The 20589-nt window shown below is 54.9% G+C and carries 22 protein-coding genes; 2 read left to right on the top strand and 20 right to left on the bottom strand.

Annotated features, from left to right (window positions below):
* Positions 1-22: 22 nt before the first annotated feature.
* From WD071_RS03780 to WD071_RS03755, 6 genes are all read right to left on the bottom strand, one after another.
* A complete protein-coding gene (locus WD071_RS03780) occupies positions 23-1042 on the bottom strand; it encodes a YhdH/YhfP family quinone oxidoreductase (RefSeq protein WP_368046992.1) in 1020 nt (339 codons plus the stop codon).
* Between the two features lie 91 nt (positions 1043-1133).
* Positions 1134-2177 (bottom strand): protease SohB, encoded by a 1044-nt coding sequence (gene sohB / locus WD071_RS03775; RefSeq protein WP_368046991.1) that lies wholly within the window; start codon positions 2175-2177, stop codon positions 1134-1136.
* 14 nt (positions 2178-2191) lie between these two features.
* Entirely contained in the window at positions 2192-3007 is an 816-nt protein-coding gene (gene nudC, locus WD071_RS03770) for an NAD(+) diphosphatase (RefSeq protein WP_368046990.1), read from the bottom strand.
* Positions 3004-3822 carry a DNA polymerase III subunit epsilon gene (gene dnaQ / locus WD071_RS03765; protein ID WP_368046989.1) on the bottom strand — a complete coding sequence of 273 codons (819 nt, stop codon included), beginning with the start codon at positions 3820-3822 and terminating at the stop codon, positions 3004-3006. The genes nudC and dnaQ overlap by 4 nt, the downstream gene beginning before the upstream one ends.
* 49 nt (positions 3823-3871) lie before the next feature.
* On the bottom strand, positions 3872-4309 hold the full coding sequence (gene rnhA / locus WD071_RS03760) for a ribonuclease HI (RefSeq protein WP_368046988.1): 438 nt from the start codon (positions 4307-4309) through the stop codon (positions 3872-3874).
* Positions 4310-4332: 23 nt separating this feature from the next.
* Positions 4333-5160, bottom strand: a complete 828-nt coding sequence (locus WD071_RS03755; protein WP_368046987.1) for a class I SAM-dependent methyltransferase — start codon at positions 5158-5160, stop codon at positions 4333-4335.
* Between the two features lie 112 nt (positions 5161-5272).
* Here WD071_RS03755 and gloB point away from each other — a divergent pair, with 112 nt between their 5' ends.
* Together gloB and WD071_RS03745 are read left to right on the top strand one after the other, a co-directional pair.
* Complete coding sequence (gloB, locus tag WD071_RS03750) at positions 5273-6064, top strand: hydroxyacylglutathione hydrolase (protein ID WP_368046986.1); 792 nt, start codon at positions 5273-5275, stop codon at positions 6062-6064.
* Positions 6065-6086: 22 nt separating this feature from the next.
* On the top strand, positions 6087-7784 hold the full coding sequence (locus WD071_RS03745; protein WP_368046985.1) for a LysM peptidoglycan-binding domain-containing protein: 1698 nt from the start codon (positions 6087-6089) through the stop codon (positions 7782-7784).
* A gap of 12 nt (positions 7785-7796) precedes the next feature.
* On the opposite strand, the gene WD071_RS03740 is transcribed toward WD071_RS03745, so the two are convergent.
* The 14 genes from WD071_RS03740 to lon form a co-directional block, all read right to left on the bottom strand.
* Positions 7797-9491, bottom strand: a complete 1695-nt coding sequence (locus WD071_RS03740) for a Na(+)/H(+) antiporter subunit D (RefSeq protein WP_368046984.1) — start codon at positions 9489-9491, stop codon at positions 7797-7799.
* Positions 9478-9744, bottom strand: coding sequence for a hypothetical protein (locus WD071_RS03735; RefSeq protein WP_368046983.1), 267 nt, complete (start codon positions 9742-9744; stop codon positions 9478-9480). The genes WD071_RS03740 and WD071_RS03735 overlap by 14 nt, the downstream gene beginning before the upstream one ends.
* An 83-nt stretch (positions 9745-9827) precedes the next feature.
* Positions 9828-11291: a proton-conducting transporter membrane subunit gene (locus WD071_RS03730; RefSeq protein ID WP_368046982.1), complete on the bottom strand. Its 1464-nt coding sequence runs from the start codon at positions 11289-11291 to the stop codon at positions 9828-9830.
* Positions 11288-12766, bottom strand: a complete 1479-nt coding sequence (locus WD071_RS03725) for a monovalent cation/H+ antiporter subunit D family protein (RefSeq protein WP_368046981.1) — start codon at positions 12764-12766, stop codon at positions 11288-11290. Before WD071_RS03725 ends, WD071_RS03730 begins: the two co-directional genes overlap by 4 nt.
* Positions 12766-13119, bottom strand: coding sequence for a cation:proton antiporter subunit C (locus WD071_RS03720; RefSeq protein ID WP_368046980.1), 354 nt, complete (start codon positions 13117-13119; stop codon positions 12766-12768). The genes WD071_RS03725 and WD071_RS03720 overlap by 1 nt, the downstream gene beginning before the upstream one ends.
* On the bottom strand, positions 13116-13550 hold the full coding sequence (locus tag WD071_RS03715) for a Na(+)/H(+) antiporter subunit B (protein ID WP_368046979.1): 435 nt from the start codon (positions 13548-13550) through the stop codon (positions 13116-13118). Before WD071_RS03715 ends, WD071_RS03720 begins: the two co-directional genes overlap by 4 nt.
* Positions 13543-14106: a DUF4040 domain-containing protein gene (locus WD071_RS03710; protein WP_368046978.1), complete on the bottom strand. Its 564-nt coding sequence runs from the start codon at positions 14104-14106 to the stop codon at positions 13543-13545. Before WD071_RS03710 ends, WD071_RS03715 begins: the two co-directional genes overlap by 8 nt.
* Positions 14103-14444 (bottom strand): monovalent cation/H(+) antiporter subunit G, encoded by a 342-nt coding sequence (mnhG, locus tag WD071_RS03705; RefSeq protein ID WP_368046976.1) that lies wholly within the window; start codon positions 14442-14444, stop codon positions 14103-14105. The genes WD071_RS03710 and mnhG overlap by 4 nt, the downstream gene beginning before the upstream one ends.
* Before the next feature lie 2 nt (positions 14445-14446).
* Entirely contained in the window at positions 14447-14758 is a 312-nt protein-coding gene (locus WD071_RS03700) for a monovalent cation/H+ antiporter complex subunit F (protein ID WP_368046975.1), read from the bottom strand.
* A complete protein-coding gene (locus tag WD071_RS03695) occupies positions 14755-15234 on the bottom strand; it encodes a Na+/H+ antiporter subunit E (protein ID WP_368046974.1) in 480 nt (159 codons plus the stop codon). The genes WD071_RS03700 and WD071_RS03695 overlap by 4 nt, the downstream gene beginning before the upstream one ends.
* A 36-nt stretch (positions 15235-15270) precedes the next feature.
* Positions 15271-15453: a hypothetical protein gene (locus tag WD071_RS03690; protein ID WP_368046973.1), complete on the bottom strand. Its 183-nt coding sequence runs from the start codon at positions 15451-15453 to the stop codon at positions 15271-15273.
* A gap of 50 nt (positions 15454-15503) precedes the next feature.
* Entirely contained in the window at positions 15504-17378 is a 1875-nt protein-coding gene (locus WD071_RS03685) for a SurA N-terminal domain-containing protein (RefSeq protein ID WP_368046972.1), read from the bottom strand.
* A gap of 205 nt (positions 17379-17583) precedes the next feature.
* Positions 17584-17859, bottom strand: a complete 276-nt coding sequence (locus tag WD071_RS03680) for an HU family DNA-binding protein (RefSeq protein WP_368046971.1) — start codon at positions 17857-17859, stop codon at positions 17584-17586.
* A gap of 195 nt (positions 17860-18054) precedes the next feature.
* Positions 18055-20496: an endopeptidase La gene (gene lon / locus WD071_RS03675; RefSeq protein WP_368046970.1), complete on the bottom strand. Its 2442-nt coding sequence runs from the start codon at positions 20494-20496 to the stop codon at positions 18055-18057.
* Between the last annotated feature and the right edge of the window lie 93 nt (positions 20497-20589).

Below are 20589 nucleotides of genomic sequence, written 5' to 3'. Positions count from 1 at the left end.
TCTTTGGTCGGATCTGTCGGCCTCAAGCCGACAGATCCAGCACCAGCCGACCCGTGCTCTCCCCGCGCAATACACGGGCCAGTGCATCAGCCAGCTCATTCATACCCAAACGGGTTTCCAGTTCGGCCAGATGCGATAACTTCCATTGTGTAGCCAGTTTCTGCCAAACCTGGCGCTTATGCTCTAGTGGCAGATTCACCGAATCCACACCCAGCAGATTCACCCCGCGCAAAATAAACGGAAACACACTGGCCTGAAACTGCGGCGAGGCAACCAGCCCGCAACAGGCAACACTGCCACCGTACTGCAGTGACTTGATGACATTGAACAGAATATCGCCACCCACAACATCCACCGCACCTGCCCATAGCTCTTTCGACATGGGCTTGGGCGACACCTCGGTATAGTCACTCCGACCAATAATGTCGCTGGCGCCCAGGCTTCGCAAAAATTCGTGTGACGACTCTGAACCACTCATGGCGGTGACGTCATAACCCAGCTGCGCCAGGAGTGCTACCGCAAAACTGCCAACGCCGCCACTGGCGCCGGTCACCAGCACCGGCCCCTGTTCCGGCCGCAGTCCATTCTGCAAAAGCTTGTCGACGCACAAAGCTGCGGTAAAACCGGCAGTGCCGATAATCATGCTTTCCGCCAGGCTGAGGCCCGACGGTCGTTTCACCACCCAGTCGGCAGGTACACGAATGAACTGGCCAAAACCGCCTGCCGTGTTCATGCCCAGGTCGTAACCAATCACGATGACCTCATCACCGGCAGCAAAACCAGCAACACCCGATTCAGCCACCACGCCCGCCGCGTCAATGCCGGGGGTATGCGGATACTGTCGTGTTACGCCCTTGTTACCTGCTGCCGACAACGCGTCTTTGAAATTGAGCGACGAATACGCAACACGAATCAACACATCACCGGCTGGCAGGTCGGCTACTTTACGCTGCTCAACAGCGCCGCGATAGACTGGTTTGTCACCCTGGGCGGCTGTGTCCTGCACCACAAAGGCGTCAAAAATTTCCTGATCCAGTTTCATAATGTTTCCCGTCTTTTGCTGAATGGTGGTCAAGGCATCGCCGGATGCCGACCCTGTTAAATGTCCTGCTTGCAGATAAGCCCGAACAATCTCAGAACTGGCGCTGTTCGCGCAAGCGCTGCCACCAGTTCAACAATGTCTTGTCCATGGCCTTTTGCAGCACGCCCCCCAGTTTTTCGCCCAGGGGCACCCGGATTTCGTAGTTCACTTCATAAACATCTGACTCTTTGCAGGCATCAACAATGTAATCATCGCTGGTGTTTATGGCGTCCACCATCTTGCGCTCCTGCGCCTGCAATCCCACCCAGGTTTCACCTGTGGAGATCACATCAATATCCACCACAGGACGATACTGCTTGACCCACTGCTTGAACAGGTCATGCATTTCCTCGACATCCTGCTTCACTTTTTCACGGCCTTTTTCAGTAATTTCACTGAACGGTGTCAGGGTGCGCTTGTATTCACCCGCGGTAATCATCTCAAAATCAACATCGTTCTTTTTCAGCAAACGGTGAATATTGGGCAGCTGTACCAGTACGCCAATCGAGCCGAGAATGGCAAACGGCGCCGCAATAATACGGTCGGCGACACAGGCCATCATATAGCCGCCACTGGCGGCCACCTTGTCTACACAAATGGTCAGTGGAATTTCTTTCTGTTTAAAACGCAATAATTGTGATGATGCCAGGCCATAGGCATGCACCATGCCACCGGGACTTTCCAGGCGCAACATGACTTCATCCTGCGGTTCTGCCATGGTCAACACCGCAGTGATCTCCTGACGCAGGGAATCCAGCCCCGAGGCTTCCAGGTCACCGTCAAAGCTCAACACATAAACACGGCGCCGGCGGGTTTCACCACTGTCGGTCTTTTGTTTCTTTTCTTCATCTTTCAGCCGCTTCTTTTCTGCCTTGTGAAAGCGCTTCAGGGAAAACTTGTCCAGAATGGAACGCTGCAAACCCTGCTGCAGCGATTCCAGCTCCTTGTTGACGTGTGTCACGCTGAGCTGACCACGCTGCAGATGCCGGCGATTACGCTGCCCGGCAGCAATCATCATGCTGAGAATAGCAAACACGGCCACAACAATCGTTGCTGTCTTGGCCAGAAAAACCCCATATTCAATCACGTATTCCAATGTCCCAACTCCTTTTACAGATCTGCAGATGCCCTCGCGGCATCACAATATTCCTGTATCAATTGCCCTGCCACACTGATTGCCGGCGCAGGCGTCTCCGGCAAACTGTCCACAGGGTACCAATGCGCCTCGGCAATTTCGGCCGCTTCCGGCACGATGTCACCGCTGACATAGTCGGCGTAGAACCCCAGCATCAACTGCGACGGAAATGGCCATGGCTGACTTTTAACGTAGCGGATATTGGTTATTTTAATACCCACCTCTTCATACACTTCTCTTGCCACAGCTTCCTCGGCACTCTCACCGGGTTCAATAAACCCGGCCAGACAACTGAAAAAAGTCGCGCCCCGCCGGACACTTCGGGCGAGCAGGATTCTATCACCACGGGTTACCAGTACAATAATGCAGGGATTGATTCTGGGGTAATAGTCCACTTCACAGTGCGGGCAATACAGAATCTGCCCCGGCGATCGAAAGGCATTTGCCGCCCCACAGGAGCCGCAGAACCGGTGTGTTCGCTGCCAGTTCAGCAACTGACTCGCCCGCCCTGCTAGCACAAAGGCATCAAAACCCTGGTGCAGGAGAAATTGCCGCACCGGCATGGCTTCAACATGTGTCAACGGTGGTGGCACGCTGGCCAATTGCACCGCATCACAGGGTGGATGTTCCGCCTGCAATGGTGCCACGTGCACTCTTGAGCGGGTGCAGGCATCCCAGCCGTCAAGTGCGGCCGAGGGCCACATCGGCGACTCGCCATTCAACAGCAGACAGCCGTCGAAGAACAGAATCAGATTATGCCCGCTCGCAGGGCGGTGAGAATCAGTGGTCAAACAAGCTCCCGGGCAAGATCATCTTCAAGGTCGTCATCATCCAGGCCATCATTCAACTCATGCAACCCGGCCGCGCTGCCAGTTTCAACACCGGCGGCCGGCAAGGTCTGCTCACCCAGCAGCCAGAGGCAGCGCTCGCCACTGACTTTGTTGATCTGTGACAGCAGGGAATCATGTGCACTGAGCTCTTCGGCACTGGGCTGAATCACTGTCAATACCAGTCCTTCACGACTGAGGCCCTGGTCAGGGCTTTGCTCTTTCCGCTCAGTTGATTCATCGGCCGCCAGTGACAGATCGGTTTGCCCCCCACTCAGCATCAGATACACATCAGCAAGGATTTCCGCATCCAGCAACGCGCCGTGCAGGTCACGCTGCGAGTTATCGACACCGTAGCGTTTACACAGGGCATCCAGACTGTTGCGCTGACCGGGGTGCTTGCGCCGCGCCATGCCCAGTGTATCGGTCACTGTGCAGTAGTCTTCCATGCGCCCGTAGGCGCTACCCAGACGTGCCAATTCTGCATTGAGAAAGCCGATATCAAAGGGTGCGTTATGAATCAGCAGTTCACCACCGGTGACAAAAGCCAGGAATTCGTCCACGATCGCGGAGAACTCGGGCTTGTCATTGAGAAACTCATTGCTGATGCCGTGCACTTCCTGGGCGGCTTCATCGACGTCCCGCATCGGGTTGGTGTATTGATGATAGTGCCGACCGGTCAGGCGCCGACGCTCAAGTTCAACACAGCCAATCTCGATGATCCGGTGGCTGACCGGATCCAGGCCGGTGGTTTCCGTATCCAATACAATCTGACGCATAATTCTCCGTTAATCCCCGCAGTACAGCGCTGCTGTTTAAGCCCTGCGGTTAAAGCTCCGCGATACCAAGATTGGCCAGCTCATCAGCGCGGTCATTGCCTGTGTCGCCGCTGTGTCCTTTGACCCAGCGCCAGTCAATGTCATGCGCCTGGCTCAGGGCATCCAGGCGTTGCCACAAATCCTGGTTCAATACCGGCTTCTTTGCTGCGGTTTTCCATCCACGCTGTTTCCAGCCCGGCAACCATTGTTCAATGCCGTTAAGCACATACTTGGAATCACTGTGCAGCACAACCTTGCAGTCGGGCTTCTTCAATGCCTCCAGCGCCCTGATCACCGCAGTCAGCTCCATGCGGTTATTGGTGGTCATGGCTTCGCCGCCGTGCAGGGTCTTTTCAACTCCCTTAAAGCTCATTACAACGCCCCAGCCACCTTTGCCAGGGTTACCCTTGCAGGCACCATCCGTATATATTTCAACTAAATCCTGCAATGTACTAATCCTTTACTGTAGATTCAGGTGTCGTCCTGACGCAAATTCTTGCGCGGCGGCATCGGTATGACTGTCCCGCGCCCGGAGGCAACGCGTCCGGTTTCAGCCAGCGGCGCTCCGAGCGCCGGTGCCCGCAGTTTCTTCCAGCGCGGTGCCACAGGTGTTAATGGCATGCGCTGTTTGCTGGCGACAATAAGATAGAAGGCGCCGGTCGGATTGCCCAGTCGATCAAACCAGTGTTCAAATTTGGCTGCATGGGACAACATCCCGGGGTGTTTGAGCGGCGGCATAAAGCCACCGTAAGATACCCGTTCAACATGAAAATCAAGCAGACTGAGCCAGTCAGTGAGCCGGCGACGGGAGATGAAACGCGCATTCCACGGTGTCTGCCGGTGCCAGCGCATCATCCCGTTCAGCCCCCATAAACTTGCCGGATTAAAACCCAGAATCAACAGCCGGCCTCCGGGCATCAATACCCGGGTTGCTTCGCGCAGCAAGCGATGGCTGTCCGGAGTGAAATCCAGCGCATGGTGGAGCAGGACGGCATCAATACTGTCCGTTTCAAGCGGTAATGCCTCGTTGTCCGCCACCGGGGTCTGACGCTCCGGGTCCCAGGCCGGCGCAAAACGGATCTTATGCCCGACAGGGCACTCATCCAGCATGGAAACACCCGGGGAGCAGGACAGCTGCAGCATGTGATAACCGAAAACACGACTGATGATCGGCGCCAACTGTGCCTTTTCGGCCTCAATCAGTGCCCTGCCCAACGGGCTGTGCATCCAGTCATCGAGCAGTGGTGCCAGCGCTACCGGATCCGGTATGGCACGGCGTCGAGCAAACGGCTTGATCATAATAATACCCCTGACCGGATTCTAGCACCTGGCGAGCAAACGCAACAAACAGGATCTGCTATCATCGCTCTGCAGCCAACACAATCCACAGCAGAAAGTCCGGAGTTTGCCCATGTCCCTGACAATATCGCCCATCCCTGCCTTTAATGACAACTATATCTGGGCGTTGCAAAACGGAGACGGCCAGGTATTTGTGGTGGATCCTGGTGATGCGGAGCCGGTTAATGCCTGGCTGGCAAGTCATCAGGCAATATTGGCCGGCATTCTGATCACCCACCACCATGCCGATCACACCGGAGGCATAGACGGCCTGCTGGCAACCGCACAGGTGCCGGTTTACGGGCCTGCCCGTGGCCATATCAGGCAACTGACAACCACACTCAGTGACGGTGACAAGATAAGTATTCTCGGCCATGTATTCGACATCATGGAGACTCCGGGTCACACACTTGATCACATCGTGTACTTTCATGCCGGCAACGACAACGACAGCCCCTCCGGGCCCCTGCTCTTTTGTGGCGATACCCTGTTCGCCGGTGGCTGTGGTCGCATCTTTGAGGGCAATCCGCAAATGATGTACACTTCGCTGCAGCGATTGGCCGCGCTGCCGGGCTCCACTCAGGTATTTTGTGCGCACGAGTACACACTCGCTAATCTGGCATTCGCAACCGGTGCCGAACCGGACAATGCCGACCTTGCTGAACGCCAGATCGCCGAACGCAGGAAGCGGGACCAAATGCGCCCGACGTTGCCCTCGACGATTTTGCTGGAGCAGAGAACCAATCCGTTTTTACGTTGTCACAGTCCCAGTCTGCAGGCGACTGTACAGCAACACGTGAAACAGAAACTCGACACCGGGGTGGAACTGTTTACCGCTTTGCGTCGTCTCAAGGATCAGGCTTGATACCAATGGAATATACGAGAACATGACAAAAGCGACACGTTTCACGATGGCTTCCCGGCCACCCGACGCGCAGCGCCCCAAACCAACCGGGCCCAGATTCCACCTGAAACCACTTGCCATCCTGATAGCATCGGGTATTTTCATGCAGGCTTGCAGCACCCTGCCTGAATTGACACAGGCGGATGACAACAGCCAAACCGACAGCAGCCAGCAAGCACGCACTGCCACCGGCAATCATGAAAACCGTCAGTCCCGGCGACAATCCACCGTCACCGCCTCGACCATCCACAATACCCCTGATACAGAGAATCTGCCCAGTCACGCCGACACGGTCTGGTACCGCGTCAGCAATGGATTGCAGTTCGCGCTGGAGCATCACAACGAGCAGATTGAAGAAGAAATACAATGGTTTCGCGATAACCCGCGTTACATCGCCGAGGTCACGGAGCGAGCCACCCCGTTTATTTACCAGATCGTGCAGGAAGTCGAGCGCCGGGGCCTGCCGCTGGAGCTGGCTCTGCTGCCCGTCATCGAGAGTGCATTCAATCCCATGGCGCGTTCGAGTCAAAGCGCAGCCGGTTTATGGCAATTTATGGCGCCCACGGCCCGAAGCCTGGGTCTGAAACGCGACTGGTGGTACGACGGCAGACACGATCCCGTGGCGTCGACGTCGGCTGCCCTGGATTACCTCGAATTGCTGTATGCACAGTTTGATGAAAACTGGCTGTTGGCGCTGGCCGCCTACAATGCCGGCCAGGGCAATGTGCAGCGGGCCATCAGGCGTAACCAGCAAAGCGGGCAGGACACCGACTTCTGGTCCCTGCCTCTGCCCGGGGAGACCCGGCGCCATGTGCCCAGACTGCTGGGACTGGCGCATGTCATGGCAGACCCGGACGTATTCGGACTCACGCTTAGCCCGATCCCGGACCTTCCTTATCTGGCCGCTTATGATGTCGGCTCGCAAATAGACCTGGGGCTGGTTGCACAACTGGCAGAGCTCGACTCGGAGCTTGTATATCAGTTCAACCCCGGATACCTGCAGTGGGCCACTCACCCTGACGGGCCACACACTGTCTGGTTGCCCGTCGACAGTTTGCCGGTGTTCGAACAGAATCTGGCCGCTCTGGGTGACAGTCGTATTACCTGGGATCGTTATGTCATTCAACCCGGCGACACTCTTGGCGGCATTGCGAGCCGTTTTGGCACTCAGGTAAGCGCCCTGCAGCAAACCAATGATATTGTCGGCAGCCGGATAGTCGCAGGTGACTCACTTTTGATCCCGCGTGCCTACCGCGCCGGAGAACCCCTGCCCTCACCTTCCGTGGTGCTGGCTGCCGCCAACTCGCAGCCTGTGCCCGCCGGTCAGTATACCGTGCGCAGTGGCGACAGTTTGTGGAAAATAGCCAACCGCTACCGTTTGACCGTGGCAGAGCTGGCCAGGTGGAACAATATAGAGACAGATTCGGTACTGAGGCTGGGGCAGCGTTTACGACTGGAGCCGGATACCCTGGCCGCTCGTGACACTACTCCTCACAACCCTGTCACCCATGACACCATCAGTGACCCGCAAATGCTGCAGTATGTAGTAAGAGCCGGAGACTCTCTGGCAAAAATTGCCAGAGAGCACAGTGTCAGTATTGAGGAAATCGCTCGCTGGAACCAGATCGCTCGCAGCAATGTCATATATCCCGGACAGGAATTATTGTTGTATCTCGAATGAGCCCGTTGCCAGTTACAGCAATCGGGCCCCAATCAATATCACAACCAGCATGACTGTCACCCACAGCAACATGCTGCCGGTGGGCCAGGTTCTTGCCAGCGGGCCTTCCGGCCCGTGATAACGCAACCACATCTGTGGCAGGCGCTTGCCTGGCTCAACGACCAACGACTGAAGCACACCATTCAGCACCACAACCAGGTGCAGGAAAGCTGTCCACATTTTTGGCCCCAGCCGTCTGTAGAAATAATCCGTATCCAGGCTGATCGTCAATGTACGCTTCATCATCGGCAAGGTGACAAAGAAAGCCAGCCCTGCGAACAACAGCAACTGCAGTTGTGTCACCAGGTGATCTGCGGTATACGGCACGTATTCCACTTCATACGGCAGGTATTGATACAACAGAGACGGGAAAACCCCAAGCGCCACACAAGCCACGGCAAAAATGATCATGGCAGCCTGCATGTTCCAACCTGGATCTTTCGGCCGCAAGCCGGAATCCTTCTGGAAAAACACAAACCACGGGAACTTAATGCCTGCGTGCAGGAACACCCCGGCCGAGGCTGCTACCAGCCCATACCAGACAAACGCCATTTCACCGTATGCCGCACTCTGACTGATCATGGATTTGGAGATAAACCCGGAGGTATACGGAAATGAAGAGATGGCGAGCGCCCCGATGGTGCCACAGATAGCCGTGACCGGCATGGTGCGGTACAAACCACCCAGATCGGTACACTTACGTTTACCGGTTTGCACCATCACCGCGCCCGCACTCATCAACAACAGGGCTTTGTAGATGATGTGAGAGAACGCGTGTGCTGCGACCCCATTCAACGCCAGTTCAGTGCCAATACCCACACCCACAACCATGAAACCAACCTGGTTGACGATGGAATAAGCCAGAATGCGACGCATGTCATTTTCCATCAAGGCATAAATGATGCCGTAGAAAATCATGTACAGGCCTACCCAGATCAATACCTGTTGACCGGGGAACAACAGCAGCAAGGTCAGTACCGCGGTTTTCGTGGTGAATGCTGACAGAACCACGGAACCGGTCGGGCTTGCTTCAGGATAAGCATCGGATAACCACGAAGACAACGGTGGCGCTGCCGCATTGATCAGCACACCAATCAGCATCATCCAGGTGGCAAAACTGTCCACTGTCAACGCCTGGATCTCAATGGATCCAGTCTCAATCGCAACACCGACAATGCCGATTTTGAGAATCACACCACCGATGAAATGCACGATCCCGTAGCGAATACCGGCGCGACGCGCCTCCGGCGTACCCCCACTCCACACCACCAGCGTGGAGAAAATCGCCATGAATTCCCAGAACAGAAACAGTGTTATGAGGTCACCGGCAAAGCTGACACCTACAGCACCCGCCGCATAAGCCATGGACGCCGACATTTCAACAACGCTGGCGTGTCGATAAGCAAACAGGCCGCCCAGCATGGCCATAAGGGCAAAGATGGTGGCAAACATCCGGCGGACACTGCTGGCCTCAACCAGTTCTATATCAAACCCCAGAAATCGCGCACTGGCCAGAACACCGTCATCCAGATTCCAGATCATGAACAGCGTCAATAACGGTACCAGCAATAACAGCGCCGGGCGCAGCTTTGCACTGACTATCGGCACCAGCAACGCACCTGCGATCATGATGAACGCAGGCGGAAAAATTAAATCAATGTTCATCATAGTACGTATCCGGACGCTTCAGAAACATGCCCAGCACCTTGGCAAACACCACCATGGCCAGACAACTGACAAAACCAAAGATGGCGTAGAAAGCGAACCAACCATCGACGGTGAAATAATCATGCACATCCACCACAAACTGGGCGGCTACCGTCAGCGCCAGAATGACACCAAAGCCCCACCACAGTTTACGAATGGTGTCAGGGCGCACCAGCCAATGGGGCTTGCCATCGACCAGGTCAGGTACCTGCACGCGAGGGCAATCCTGTCCATAAACCGGCGCATGATAACCCGCCGGTTTTGATGTTTCGGCTGTGCCCAAAGGCTGCTCGTCTATCACCGCATACCCCCTACTATCTGAGACTCAAGTTCCAATACCGGACCATTCAGGAAGAAGAACAGCAACGTTAATGTCGCTGTCAGGCACAAGGCTGCCACCATGGTTACCGGGGCCTCCTTATGGTCTTTCAGTGTGACATCCTCCGCTTTGAAGAAGGCTTTATAAATGATGGGCAGAAAATACGCCGCATTCAGTGCCGTGGAGACGATCAGCACAGCAAGCACAAAGTAATTATCCGCCTGCATGGCACCGGCGATAAAGAACCATTTGGACACAAATCCTGCCGTGGGAGGTACACCGATCATCGACAATGCGCCTACGGCAAATGCCGTCATGGTGAAGGGCATACGCCAGCCAATACCGTTCAACTGCGTGATCTCGGTTTTCTTGGAGGCCACGTAGATGGCGCCGGCGGTGAAAAACAGAGTGATCTTGCCAAAGGCATGCGCCGCAATATGCAGGGCCGCGCCGATTTCTGACAACGGCGCCAACACCATGGCAGCCATCACGATATAACTTAGTTGACCTATGGTTGAATACGCCAACAAGCGTTTGATATTGGTTTGCCGCAGCGCGATACAGGAGGCCGCCACAACGGTGAAACCAGCCAGGTAAACAGCAATTTCCTGGAATGGCACCTGCGCCAGATAGTCAGTACCAAAGGTGTAAATGACCACCTTGGTCAGGGTAAAAACGCCCGCTTTCACGACCGCTACCGCATGCAGCAGGGCCGACACCGGCGTTGGTGCAACCATCGCTGCCGGCAGCCATCTGTGCACCGGCATCACCGCCGCCTTGGCTACACCAAACAGGAACAGCATCAGCAGCAATGTCGCCGAACCGGCGGCCAGGTTGCCTTCCAGAATACCACCGGGCATGAAGTCCAGTGTCCCGGCAGCGGCATACACCCAGATAATGGCCGGCAGCAGGAACACAATAGACGTGGTCATCAGGATGCCGAGATAAGTTCGACCGCCTGCTTTGGCCTTGGCATCACCCTTGTGGGTGACCAGTGGGTATGTGGAAATAGTCAGCACTTCGTAGAAGATAAACAGCGTCAGCAGGTTGGCCGAGAACGCCACCCCCATGGCGCCGAACAATGCGATGGCAAAGCAGACATAAAAGCGCGTCTGATTCTTCTCGTTCGTGCCTCGCATGTAACCAAAGGCATAAACTGACGTCACCACCCACAGGCCACTGGCAATCATGGCAAATAAAATGGACAGAGGCTCGGTATTGAAGGCAATGCCAACACCGGCCATGACCGTAAACAGCTCAATACCGATCTCTTCGCCTGCATTCAGTCCGATCAAAACGCGAATGACCAGGGCAAACAGGCTCACTGCAGTAACCATGGTGATGGTTTCGCGAAGGTTGGGCCAGCGCCCCGTCAAACCAATCAGTACCGACCCCAACAAAGGGGTCAGCAAGGTCAGTATCAGCGCAGTATTTGCGGTCACTGGACAACTCCTCCTGCCATCAACTGCGCAGCAGCCGCTTCGGCGATATCAACAGTCAAACGGGTATCAATACCAAAATAGACATTAGCCAGGATAAGTATCCAGACCGGGATTAACAGACTGGCAGGCGCTTCACGCCGGGTCGGATCTTTGGCCTCACCAAAAAAGCCGGCCTCAACCACCCGTCCGACATAAACCACCGCCAGCATCGAACCCACCAGGATGGCAATCACGATTGGCCACCAACCCAGTTCAACGGCTGCCAGTATCAGGTGCCATTTGCTGACAAAGCCCACTGTGAGCGGTACGCCAATGAGGCTCAGGCCGCCGATCACAAACGCCCAGAAAGTCAGCGGCATGGTTTTGGCCAGACCCTGCATATCAGAAAGATGGGTGCCGCCCAGTCGGTACATGACCGCACCCAGCGCCATAAACAAGGCGCCTTTCATCAACCCGTGGTTGAACATATGCAACAGCGCCGCAGTCAGCCCCATGGCCGTACCCATGGCAATACCCAGCACGATATAACCGATCTGAGCGACACTGGAATAAGCCAGCATGCGTTTGATGTTGGGCTGACCAATGCTCACCGTGGAAGCACTCAGCAATCCGATCACCGCCAAAGGAATCAGAACTTCAGCCAGCGGCTCGACGCCAAAACTGAATTCGGGACCAAAGATGGTAAAAACAAAACGAATCAGGATATAAATCGCCACCTTGGTCGATGTTGCTGCCACCAGAGCAGTTACTGCGGAGGGTGCGTAGGTATACGCATTGGGCAACCAGAGATGCAGCGGGAACAAGGCCAGCTTTAAGCATATTCCGGTCACGAGAAAGGCAAAACCCGTGCGTACAGTGCTGCTGTCACTGATGGCCGGCAAGCGCTCGGCCAGATCGGCCATGTTCAGGGTGCCCGTCATCACATACAGAAGACCGATACCAATCAGGTAGAACGTGCCGCCAATGGTGCCCATCACCAGGTAGGAGAATGATGCCGTCAGCGCACGCCGGTCGCGGCCCATGGCAATCAATGTATAGGTCGCCAGTGATGAAATCTCGAGGAATACAAATACGTTGAAGGCGTCGCCGGTTGCCGTCATGCCGCACAGACCCAGACTCAGCAGCAACAGCGCAGCGTAAAACATCGGGCTGCGTTCAGCACCGACTTCCTGCTCAACACTCAGGCGCGCATAAGGCATGACAATACTGGCCAGACCGGTGATCAGAACCAGCAACAGCGCATTGGCAAAATCTATGCGATATTCGATACCCCAGGGGGCTTCCCAGCCCCCCATGGTGTAGATGATGACGCCTTGCGCCTGCACCTGAACCAGCAAAAGCACAGCACATAACAAGGCAAACCACGATACCAGCGTTGACAACAACCAGGGCCACGTGGCGCCTCGCGTCAGCGCAACAATCGGCGCCGCCAGCAGCGGCGCCAGTACAACGAGTACAGGAAGATGCATTAACATTAGAGTGAGGAGTCCATTTTATGCAGGTCGTCTTCTTCAATAGTGCCGAACGACTCTTTGATACGGATAGTCAATGCCAGACCCACAGCGGTGGTGGCAACGCCCACAACAATCGCTGTCAGGATCAACACGTGTGGCAAGGGGTTTGAATACAGATCCACATTCTCGTTGTACAGCGGCCCCGAACTACCGTTGATGTAGCCGAAGCTGATATACATAAAGAAAACCGAAGTCTGGAAAACGTTCAGACCGATCATTTTTTTCACCAGATTACTGCTGGAGATGACCATGTAAAGTCCGGTCATCATCAGGAATATGATGATCAGATACGTCCAGATGCCCAGCCCGCTCATAAGGCGTCTCCTTCAGATTCACCGCGGGCAGCAAAGGTGAAGAACATCAGCATGATGACCGAAGTCACAGTCAGCCCTACGCCAAACTCCACCAGAATAATGCCCAGATGTTGTCCGGCCACCGGATAGGCGCCCAGCACATTGTAATCAAGGTAGTTGGCGCCCAGGAACAGACTGACGACTCCCACACCGGCGTACAGCAGAACGCCCGCCGAGGCCACCACTCGCAATATCCATTCCGGCGCGATTTTTTGTGTCGCCCGCACCCCGAATAACAGTGTATGAATGACAAAAGCTGACGCAAAAATCACGCCGGCCTGAAAGCCGCCGCCGGGACCAAAATCGCCATGAAACTGAACGTAAAGCCCGAACAGCATGACGTAGGGAATCAGGAATTTGCCAACAACACGCAAAATCACATGATCATTCATCACTGGTTTCCTCTTCGCGACGACGACGCCCGCCTATCAAAAGCAGAACACCAATACCGGCGGTAAAAATCACCACTACCTCGCCCAGGGTATCGAAGCCCCGATAACTGGCCAGTACCGCCGTCACCAGGTTTGGCACATCGATTTCGGACATGGACTGGTAAATATACCGGGGGGCAACATGGGTGTGTACCGGATTGTCGGCAGCACCAAATGGCGGCAGATCCACGATGCCGTAGACCAGTGTTGCGCCGGTGACCACAACGATGGCAAGAGGTAACAGGCTGATCTTTTTCTTGACCAGTGTTTTCTCCCTGTCACGGCCGACCAGCCCCAGGGTTGCCAGCATCAGTATGGTAGAGATACCGGCACCAACCGCTGCTTCCGTGAACGCCACATCGGCGGCCGCCAGCATCATGAAAAGAGATGCCGACACCAGGCTGTAAATACCAAACAGCATGACCGCACTGAACACGTCCCGGATCCGCACAATGGCAATCGAGATGATTGCGAGAAACGCCAGCAGGAAAACATCTATAAGTTGTTCGAGAATCATGTGGCCCGTCCTTCACTATTTTTACCCGGGCCGGCGTCTGCTTTCAGCCAGGGCTTCAAGCCACCATGTCGCGCCGCTTTTGCCAGTGCGTGTGTCGCCGTCGGGCAGGTAAACAGCATGAACATGAATATCAACAGCAATTTCACACTGGCCAGCGTCAAGCCAAACTGCAGCATCAGTCCGCCAACAAAAAAACCGGTGCACAGTGTGTCGGTGATCCCTGCCGCATGCATGCGGGTATAAAAGTCCGGAAATCGCAAAATGCCAATGGCACCTACAATGCCCAACACAGCACCCAGGCCAAGCAGAACGGCGGACAGAATCTGCAGAATATCCACGGTTACTCGTCCTCCTGACGTTTGCCGGCATGAACGGCTGCCTCATCGTGACCATCATGGCCAAGACTGCCGAATTCGAAGTACTTCATCACCGCAATGATGGCAACAAAATTGATCATGGCATACACCAGTGCAATATCCAGATAGTCACCACGCCCGGCAATGGCAGCAATCACGGCGATCAGCAAAACAGTTTTGGTGCCAAACATGTTAACGGCCAGGATTCGGTCGTAAATTGTAGGCCCCAACAGCGCGCGTGTGATGGCGAGTGTCATGGTCACCAGAATAGCCAGAGCGGCCGACGTTAAAATCATGATTTGACCTCGATGCTGGCAGGAACACGTTCATCAAAGTCGCCCTGTTCTACACCTTGCGCCGACTCTTCATTGAGGGCATGCACCTCAATCTCGTTGCCGTCAATCTGCAGTGTGACGGTACCGGGTGTCAGGGTGACAGAGTTACCCAGCACCACCTTGCCCAGGTGACTGCGCTGACTGATTGGCACACGCAAAATGCGCGGATTGATATCGGGCGTCGGACTGAGAATGGTCTGCACCATCTTGACATTGGATACGACGATCTGCCACAGCAGATACAGCCAGTAACGCACGAGTTTCGCGCTCAGGTGCAGCGGATGACTTTCATCATCAACAACGTCCATACGATGCGCCATGAACGCTGCAAACAGCACGGAAACGATACCCAGGGAAATCAAAAGTGGTTTGGTGTAGCCGGACAGTACCCACCACAAGAGGGCGAGGAAGAACAACAGACCTGTCATGTGTTTCATTTTTTGTTTTGCCTCAATGCTGATGTCAGCATGCTGTCAATGTGCAGAGATTTTTATGCGACAGCCAGAAATATCGAAGGTGAAAACTAGCAAACCGGGGCAATGTTGGCAAGAAAATCCGTATTCGAAAATGCCGAAATCGTCGGCGATGCCACCACCGCCTGTGTCGAAACCAACAAAAAAGCCGGAGCAGACCCGTGTCTTCTCCGGCTTGTTCATGAGCTCTCAGGCAACCCGTTCAGGCCCTGGTCAGCATACCCACCTCAGGCTCACAGCCCTGATATGTCCGCCTCTTGCTGCAGGTTTCTCAACAGCGCATCAAAGCTGGTACGCCCCTGATTCTCTACCAGCGCGGTCATCAGCTGCTGTCGCTGCTCCTCAGGCATATCTGCGGCACTGCCCTCTTCAACCGCCTGCAGCTCGACAAGCACGTAGGCACCGTTGTTCAGGCTGAAGCCACGTCGCACCGGATCGGCGCCCTGCGGTGCCGGCATCTGGAAGACGTTCCGTACAATTTCGGTATTGACGTTACTCTGGTTACGACGAACATCGTCATGTTCATTCCAGCTCAGTGAGTCGGCTGCCACCTGTTCGCTGATGTCTTCACCGGCTTCCAGCGCTGCCAGCAGGCGCTCACCCAGTTCACGGGCCATCTGTCGCTCTCTCTCGCCGCGCAGGGTCACCGCTATCTCGGAGCGCACCTCCGCAAATGGCATCAACGCTTCGGGTCGGTGTTCGCGCAAATGAATCACAACTGCGCGGGTGTCACTTAATTCGATCAGCTCGCTGTTGAGTTCTTCGACCAGAACATCGTCAGAGAACGCCGCCTCTGCTACCTGTTGGTCAGAGGTGATATCAGTGCTGCCACCGTCACGACCAAAAAACGCACTTTGCTGAATTTCAAGCCCGAGTTCTTCATTGATCGCCTGCAGATCAAACGTCTCAAAGGCCAGATTGGCCATCGTTTCGAGACGGCTGAAATAAAGTTCATCAACTTCAGCCGCATTCAGGTCGCGCTCAATTCGCTCTGCCACTTCTTCGAATTCGGGGTATTCCTGCGCATCGTACTCGGTCAACCTGACCAGATGCACACCAAACTCCGACACCACAGGATCAGATACCTGACCCACGTCCAGCGTCACCAGCGCCTGCTCCAGCGCATCGGGGAACACGCTGCCGTCGGTGTAACCAATGTCACCGTCGTCTTCGGCTGAAACCGTGTCATCGGAATACTCGCGAGCGAGTTCGCCAAAATCCTCGCCGGCATCCAGTCGCGCCTTTACCTCAGCCGCCAGTGCCAGTAATTCCTCTTCCGAGGCATCACCACCCAGTTCCCACAGGATATGCGACGCACGTCGCTCGACATTGGCAATGGCCGCCTCCCGCTCCTCTTCGTACTGTGCCCGGACACGGGCATCGTCGACCGCCACCTCGTCAAAGATACGATCCTTGTCCAGCACGACGTAATTGACAGATACCTGTTCCGGTGCAGTGAATTCGGCCGGATTGTTGTCGTAATAAGCCCGGATATCTTCCTCCGCAATTGCTTCGCCAAGGGTCCGGTTAGCAAGTGGAACAGACAGATAACGGAAGTCACGGGACTGCAATTCCAGCGCTGCCAGGCGCTCAATATCCTTGTCAGTCACAAAGCTGCTGCTGGCATAGGCATTCGCCAACTGACTCATCATCATCTGCTCGGCCAGCGATGCCCGGTATGCCTGCGGACTGAATCCCTGAGCGCCCATGGTACGACGTGCCAGGTCTGCGTCAAACACACCGCCTAGCTGAAACTGCGGTGTACGCACAATCTGACGATCCAGCGAATCGTCTGAAATAGTCATGCCTGAGTTTTGCGCCGCCTGCATCAGCAAACGGTCTTCGACCAATTGCCCAAGGGCGATCTCGCGCAACAACTCTTCATCAAAATCCTGAACATTGGCACCCATTTGTGCCATCAGATTCTGCAGACTTAGGGCCAGCTCCTGTTCGGTGATGTCTTCGCCGTTAACACTGGCGACATTATTGCCACCCAGGAAACCACCGATTATCGATTCAGCACCGAACAAAGCAAAAATACCGATAATAAAACCGATGATGATTTTGGCGATAACACCCTGGGAGTTATCTCTGATGGTCTGCAGCATACAATTTCCTGAAAATCTTGAGTTGGATCCACGGTATCAGTAATACACGATCGTTATCGTCAAACTAAAAGGGCGCATCAATGATGCGCCCTTTTACCGGTTCTGATTATCGGCCAGTTGGACGTGATGATCACAATCCGCACGTTCCTGCTAATCAGTATCCGGTTCTGACAGCATACCGGATGCAATAGCCGGCCAGATCAGCTTAGCTGTTTACCGCATCTTTCAGTGCTTTACCCGGCTTGAAATTCGGCACTTTCGCCGCTTTGATCTGGATAGTTGCACCTGTCTGCGGGTTACGGCCAGTGCGCGCAGCACGGTCTTTTGTGCCAAACGTACCAAAGCCGACGAGTACCACCGGCTCACTTTTTTGCAGTGAGTCTGTAATCGTGTCAATCATCGCATCAACGACGCGGGCAGCAGCCGCTTTTGGCAAATCTGCACTGGCGGCAACGGCTTCGATCAATTCTGATTTATTCACAGTATCCCCTTGTTTTTCTATACCTGTTAATGATGTGTCGGAGTGTAGGTTTTAATCTGGTTTACTTCCCACCAGACGGAGCTGTATGCCACCTCGCCGAACTCCAATGAGTCTGGCGGCGCGCGGCACAGAGCCGCAAACAACCGCCACTTTATACCAAGCGCTTGAAACGCATGTCAACAGAAAACGCCGTAATCAGTGGGTGCTGACAGCATTTTCGTCTTTTGCAGCGTCTTTTCCGCTAATTGGACCGTCACCCTGCGGTAATGGCTGCGGCATGCGTTCCAATGCCAGCTCCATCACCTGATCAATCCACTTGACCGGATGGATGGACAAGTCAGCCTTGATATTGTCCGGAATCTCTTTCAGATCGCGCTCGTTATCAGCCGGAATTATCACCGTCTTGATGTTGCCGCGATGTGCTGCCAACAGCTTTTCCTTCAAACCGCCGATGCGCAAAACCTGTCCACGCAAGGTGATTTCACCCGTCATGGCCACATCCGCTTTCACCGGAATATTGGTCAACACCGACACAATGGCCGTGCACATGCCAACACCCGCACTGGGACCGTCCTTGGGCGTAGCGCCTTCGGGCACGTGTATATGCAAATCAATATTTTCATGGAAATTGGATTTCAGGCCCAGCATCGCAGCGCGGCTTCTGACGACCGTCAGGGCCGCCTGAATGGACTCCTGCATGACATCGCCCAGAGAGCCGGTCTTGACCGTTTTGCCTTTACCTTCGACGGCAACCGATTCAATTGTCAACAGTTCGCCGCCCACCTGGGTCCAGGCCAGGCCGTTAACCTGCCCTACCCGGTTGCTTTCTTCGGCGACACCATAGTCGAACTTGCGCACCCCGGAATAGTTCTCCAGCAGGTCCGGGGTCAGCTTGAGCTGTTGTGTTTCCGCCTTGCCCTTGCCTTTCACTTTATCATCGCGCAGCGCTGCTTCCTTGACCACCTTGCGGCACAGTTTTGCTATCTCCCGCTCGAGCCCGCGAACACCGGCTTCCCGGCTGTAGTAGCGGATCAGGTCGCGGATGGTTTCTTCGGGCACTTCCAGCTCGTCCTTGGCCAGGCCATTGGCCTCGAGCTGCTTGGGTAGCAGGTATTTGGAGGCGATACTGGTTTTCTCGGCCTCGGTGTATCCGGGCAGACGAATCACTTCCATACGGTCCAGCAGCGGCCCGGGAATATTCATGGTATTGGAGGTACACACAAACATCACCTCGGACAGGTCGTAATCGACCTCCAGATAATGGTCATTAAATGCCTTGTTCTGCTCCGGATCCAGCACTTCCAGCAGCGCAGAAGCCGGATCGCCGCGGTGATCCATGCCCATTTTGTCGATCTCATCGAGCAGAAACAGCGGGTTCCTGACGCCGGCCTTGGACAGCTTCTGCATCAGCTTGCCCGGCAGGGAACCGATGTAGGTGCGCCGGTGCCCACGAATCTCGGCTTCGTCGCGGACCCCGCCCAGCGCCATACGAATAAATTTGCGATTGGTCGCTCTGGCGATGGACTCCCCCAGCGAGGTTTTACCAACCCCGGGAGGTCCCACCAGACACAGAATCGGGCCCTTGAGTTTTTTCACGCGTTTCTGTACCGCCAGATACTCCAGAATGCGCTCTTTCACCTCTTCCAGCCCGTAATGGTCGGCATTAAGAATATCTTCGGCTTTGTTCAGCTCCAGACTCACCTTGCTACGCTTTTTCCAGGGGATGTTCACCATCCAGTCCAGATAGGTGCGCACCACGGAGGCTTCTGACGACATCGGCGACATCATCTTGAGTTTGTTCCACTCAGCCAGTGACTTGTCTTTGGCTTCCTTGGTCATGCCGGCTTTTTCGATCTTGTTTTTAAGCTCTTCGGCCTCATTGGGGCCGTCTTCCATCTCACCCATTTCCTTCTGGATGGCTTTCATCTGTTCGTTCAGATAGTACTCACGCTGGCTTTTTTCCATCTGTTTTTTGACACGACCGCGAATGCGTTTTTCGACCTGGAACAGGTCAATTTCCGCCTCAATCAATCCCATCAGATGTTCAATACGCGGCTGCAATCCCACCAGTTCCAGCAGGTTCTGTTTTTCCTGCAATTGCAGTGACATATGGGACGCGATGGTATCAACCATGCGGCCAGGCTCATCAATGCCCGATATCGAACTCATCACTTCCGGCGGAATCTTGCGGCTGAGCTGCACGTACTGATCAAATTGCGACAGCAGTGACCGCAGCAGTAACTGGGACTGTTTGTCGGGCAATGGGTCGGAGTACAACGGCATGACTTCGCTCTGGAAGTAATCTTCCTCCAGCTCGACAGAGCGGATACGCGCACGCGTCACACCCTCGACCAGCACCTTGACGGTGCCGTCTGGCAAGCGAATCAATTGCAGGATGGTGGCAACAGTGCCGACTGAAAAAATGTCCTTCAGCCCCGGGTCATCCTCGGACGCATTCTTTTGTGCCACCAGCAACACCTGCTTGTGGCTGTGCATGGCTACTTCCAGCGACCGGATCGATCGTGGCCGTCCGACAAACAGCGGTTGCACAATCTGCGGGTAAACAACAACATCGCGCAGGGGTAATAAAGGAAGACTTGACCTGATGTCAGTCGGGGTATCGGAAGCGTCGCCCATAATAATACTCATCGTAATCGTAGTGGCTATTGCCTGTTAATGTGAGGCCTGCAGCGAGGGATTTCAAGGGGTATATGAACAGCAGGCGCTGAT

Source organism: Pseudohongiella sp. (genome assembly GCF_040877505.1).
Taxonomy (GTDB): domain Bacteria; phylum Pseudomonadota; class Gammaproteobacteria; order Pseudomonadales; family Pseudohongiellaceae; genus Pseudohongiella.
The sequence above is the reverse complement of the archived record's forward strand: the minus strand, read 5'-3'. Positions and strand labels throughout refer to the sequence as shown.